Genomic DNA, 4,149 nt, shown 5'->3' on the forward strand with positions numbered 1-4,149 from the left:
CGTTTCCTCGCAAATCACGGATGCGTGGCCGCGAATGCGACGACCCCATGGCCGAAGTCCGAGCCGTCTTGCGCAGGTATCCGGATCTGTCGCAGCTTGATTCCTCCTTGACCCGCTCCCGCTCCAATCTATCTTCACCTCTCGTGTAGATCGGAAGCGCCGCGCTTTGTCCAGGGATTATCCCGTAAATTCCGATGCTATCTCTGTTCAAGACCTTGCAGTCATGCGGTCCGCGGGGAGGGAACACCTGGTTCTCGATGTGCGAGCGGCGAGAGAACTCGAGATATGCCGGCTGGACGGCGCCCTGCATATTCCGATGGCGGAGATACCGGCGCGCGTCGGCGAGCTGCCGGCGAGCCACCCACTCGTCGTCATTTGCCATCACGGCGCTCGCAGCCGGATGATCGTCGACTTTCTCCGGGATGCCGGCTTCGGGAATGCCGTCAACCTCGAAGGCGGCATCGAAGCCTGGGCCAGGGAGATCGACCGATCGATGCGGCGCTATTGACGCGATCGGCAAGTGGGGAATCCGCCGCCACTGGGCGGGGAGCCGTGCTATTCGATGGAGAGAACCTCGATCTCCCGGTCGCCCGTCGTGACGACCTCGCCCGTCGCCTTGCCGATCAGCGCCTGCGCGACCGGAGAGACATAGGAAATGGATCCGTTCCGGGGATCGGCTTCGTCTTCGCCTACGATCCTGAAGGTCTGGCGCCTGCCGTCGTCCCAACTGAACGTCACCCTGTGTCCGAAGGCGACGGCGCCGAAATCAGCCGGCGGTGGGACAAGGTGGGCCGTCCTGAGGCGGTCCGCGAAATATCTCACATCGCGAGAGGCGAGCGCGACAGCGCGCCGGCGTTCGCCGGCGTCCTCGATCCGCAGCGCGGCGTCACAGGCCGCGCGGCTTTCCTTCATCGCCGTCGCCAGCGCCTCCAGTCCCGACGAGGTCACCAGATTGGGATGCGGCGAGACAGGTCGATCTGGCAGTTCGACTTCCGCGGCAGTCGCTGCGCTGTCTTCCCGGGTGAAGGCCACGCTCATCGAATCGACTTTCCCTTCCTGCGGCGAACCCGGCGCGATACCGGATCGTGTTCACCTGCCTCGATCGGCGCCGTCGCGTTCCAGAGCAGGCTTGCGGTCCACAACCTCTCGTCCGGGACCGCCGCCGAGACGCTGACCCGAAGCATCCGCGACCGCCCGGGACCCTTCACTGAAGCGGACTCGGCTCCGCTTTCGTCAAGTCATTCGGAACGACGGGGACCGTCTCCAACAGCGGCGGCCCCACGCACGCTGACCGCCAACTTCGGCCTCTTGCCCGGGAGGGTGACTGCCGCAGCGAATTGACCAGGCTCGGCTCGGTTCTCATAGTCAATAGTAGCAGCAAACCGTGGGAAGGGCGGCGTGGAAAAGCCGTCGGCGCGCCAGGGAAGCGACGGAGACATTGTGATGGGCGAAAAGCCGACCCGTGTTCTGTCGCAGGAAAACTCGGTCGTCCGCTGGCTGATGACGGACGGGCTCCGGATCACCGACGCGAAGAGCTTCCTCGAGGCCTTCGCGTCGCGTTTGCGGAACGCCGGCGTCGACGTCTGCCGGATCACCACGGGCGTCCCGGTCCTTCACCCGCAACTCTTCTCCACCAGCTCTCTTTGGGAACTCGACAAGGGCGTGACGGAGCGGCTCTACCACGCCGACACGAGCCAGGACGCGATCCTGGCCAACAGCCCGATCCGGGCCGCCTATGACGGCAGGCCATTTCGAAGCCGCCTGACGTCCGCCGAGAATCAGGAATTTCCCATTCTCGACGAACTGCGTCGCGGCGGCATGACCGATTACGTCGTACTGCCCGCGCCCTTCAGCGACGGAACCAACAAGGCGCTGTCGCTCGCGACAGCCAAGGCCGGCGGATTCTCTGACGACGAGATCGCGCTGTTCACGGCAATGACGCCCGCTGTCGCAGTCAATCTGGAACTCCAGGCGCTGCGCAACATGGCGAGGACGCTTCTCGACACCTACGTCGGCCGGCAATCCGGCGGTCGGGTTCTTGCAGGGCAAATTCGGCGCGGCTTGGGCGAGACCATCAACGCGGTGATCTGGCTCTCCGACCTGCGCGGGTTCACCAGTCTCTCCGAAACTCTGCCTCGTGACGAGTTGATCGGGATGCTCGATCATTACTTCGGCCCGATGTGCGACGCTGTCGAAACGAATGGCGGCGAGGTGCTCAAATTCATCGGCGACTCCGTGCTGGCGATCTTCCCGGTCGAACCGGACGCCGCATCCGCATGTCGCCGGGCGCTCGACGCGGCACGTACGGCGAAAGCCACGATCGAAGCTGACAACCAGCGACGAGTGGCCTCCGGCGCGCCCCTGATCCACTACGGCCTCGCGCTGCACGTCGGCGACGTGATGTACGGAAACATCGGCGGAAGCACGCGGCTGGACTTCACCGTCATCGGGCCCGCCGTCAATCTGACCGCACGCATCGAGTCGATGTGCAAGACCCTCGATCGCTCTCCGTTGCTTTCTGCCGAATTCGCGCGCCTGAGCGGCGCGAAGGCGGAATTCCTGGGTGAGTTCTCGCTCAAGGGAGTCGGGGGTCAGCAACCGATCTATGGCGTGATGGAGTGAGCCTGCGCTCCCGGACTCATGCGTGCGACCTGCAAGCGAAGGACAGTCGAACGGCAGGAACCGGCAAAGCTCCGCCCGGAGCGCGCGTTCATCCGCCCCGAGCAGACCGAGCGAAGAACGGGAGCGGCGGCGTTGCGGCGCCCGAAGCGTCTGTCGACCCCGAAACAGCTTGATCGGCTCGCGCCGGCGCCACAAACCGACAGCGCCAGTTCGCCCCCCGTCAGGTTCTCGGCGCGCCTGCGCGACGTTTTGATCCTGGAGGGGCGGTGCGCGACGCTCGGTACGACATTCTCTTCGAGCCGGTGCAAATCGGGCCGGTGAAGACACGCAATCGCTTCTACCAGGTTCCCCATTGCACGGGCATGGGTCACCGCTATCACAGACGCCGATTTGGCGCATAAAGCGGTCAAGGTCGAAGGGGGTTGGGCGTCGTCTCGACCCAGGAGGTCGAGATCCATCCGACGTCGGATCTGACGCCTTCCAATCAGGGGCGCCTTTGGGACGACGCCGATATCGACCGCTTCCGGGCGTTCACCGATCGCATCCATGAGCACGCGAGTCTCGCGGCGATCGAACTTGTGCATGGCGGCGTCACTTGTAGGCGCTGTGTGGCCAGTGCGGCCGCCAATGCAGGAAAGAACGACCATACTTCTGGCCAATGTGGCCAATATATCATCATCTTGAGCGAGTAGAATAAGCCCCGGAGGGCGTTCCTCGCACGAACGCACGCGCCTACGGCGCGCAGCCGAGCCATGACGTTGAGAACGGACCTAGCCGTCCACCGGCCGCCCCGAGCCGTCGCATAGCCCCGAGCGTTGAGTGCGCCGGCCAGGGCGTTGGCGGATCTGACGCCCTCGGTCTTCAAGGCGTCGATCGACGCCGCCAGACCCGCCGCCCGTTCGTCCGCTTTGGCTTTGAGGGCCTGCACGGCGAGTCTGTCGAAGCCCTGCCCCTGTAGGTGGGCTGCGCCGGTTGGACAGCCGAGCCTTTTGATCTCGGAGTGCTCTTCCCGTTGTCCGGCCACGGCGACCCTCTTCCGTGCCTCCGCTAGCGCCGCCTTGGTGCGCGAGCTGATCATCTTCCTCTCGGCCTGGGCGATCACCGACATGATGCCGACGAGCGAACTGTGAGTCGGAGGCTTGGCCGCGCCGGCCCGAGCGGCTCCTGACGGATCAGCGCCGGCCCTGATGGCGACGACTGACGGGTTCGTGGTGATCGCGAGCCCGTTGTTCGATTACTTCGGGCTTCGACATCAAATCAATCCCTGGTCGGATTGCCTCGGAATTCGCAGGCTTCCACTCCACCGCCATCTTCTGCGCCTTGGCGATCTGAGCGGACGTCAACCTGGCGGCTGCAATATCGCGGTTCTTAGCCGCTGAGCGCGAGTTTCAGAGTCCGCCGCTCGTGACGCTGCCAAGTTGGCCCACATGTACGCTAGGACATGATCCTGCGGCACGCCTCGGCCGTTGTCGTACATCGCGCCAAGATTCAATTGCGCACCCGCGTTGCCTTGATCGGCGGCTTTCC

Annotated in this window: 3 protein-coding genes and 2 pseudogenes; 3 read left to right on the forward strand and 2 right to left on the reverse strand. The window is 64.5% G+C overall.

From position 1 onward, the window contains the following. The first annotated feature begins 166 nt into the window (after positions 1 to 166). On the forward strand, positions 167 to 508 hold the full coding sequence (locus tag ACLP25_RS25410; RefSeq protein WP_442471896.1) for a rhodanese-like domain-containing protein: 342 nt from the start codon (positions 167 to 169) through the stop codon (positions 506 to 508). Positions 509 to 555: 47 nt separating this feature from the next. On the opposite strand, the gene greA is transcribed toward ACLP25_RS25410, so the two are convergent. After that, positions 556 to 1,038, reverse strand: coding sequence for a transcription elongation factor GreA (gene greA / locus ACLP25_RS25415; protein ID WP_442471897.1), 483 nt, complete (start codon positions 1,036 to 1,038; stop codon positions 556 to 558). Between the two features lie 405 nt (positions 1,039 to 1,443). Between greA and ACLP25_RS25420 the strand changes: the two genes are divergently transcribed. Next, positions 1,444 to 2,622, forward strand: a complete 1,179-nt coding sequence (locus tag ACLP25_RS25420) for an adenylate/guanylate cyclase domain-containing protein (protein ID WP_442471898.1) — start codon at positions 1,444 to 1,446, stop codon at positions 2,620 to 2,622. Positions 2,623 to 2,888: 266 nt separating this feature from the next. After that, positions 2,889 to 3,215, forward strand: a pseudogene (locus ACLP25_RS25425) (oxidoreductase); the annotation flags it as partial. A 746-nt stretch (positions 3,216 to 3,961) separates the two neighbouring features. On the opposite strand, the pseudogene ACLP25_RS25430 reads toward ACLP25_RS25425, so the two are convergent. Further along, positions 3,962 to 4,149: pseudogene (locus tag ACLP25_RS25430) on the reverse strand (tetratricopeptide repeat protein); the annotation flags it as partial.

The sequence above is a fragment of the Roseiarcus sp. genome (assembly GCF_052145395.1).
Taxonomy (GTDB): Bacteria; Pseudomonadota; Alphaproteobacteria; order Rhizobiales; family Beijerinckiaceae; genus Roseiarcus.

Excerpts from the sequence above, each read along its gene's own strand:
- ACLP25_RS25420 (WP_442471898.1), top strand. The coding sequence starts at position 1,444 with ATGGGCGAAAAGCCGACCCGTGTTCTGTCGCAGGAAAACTCGGTCGTC.
- greA (WP_442471897.1), bottom strand. The coding sequence starts at position 1,038 with ATGAGCGTGGCCTTCACCCGGGAAGACAGCGCAGCGACTGCCGCGGAA.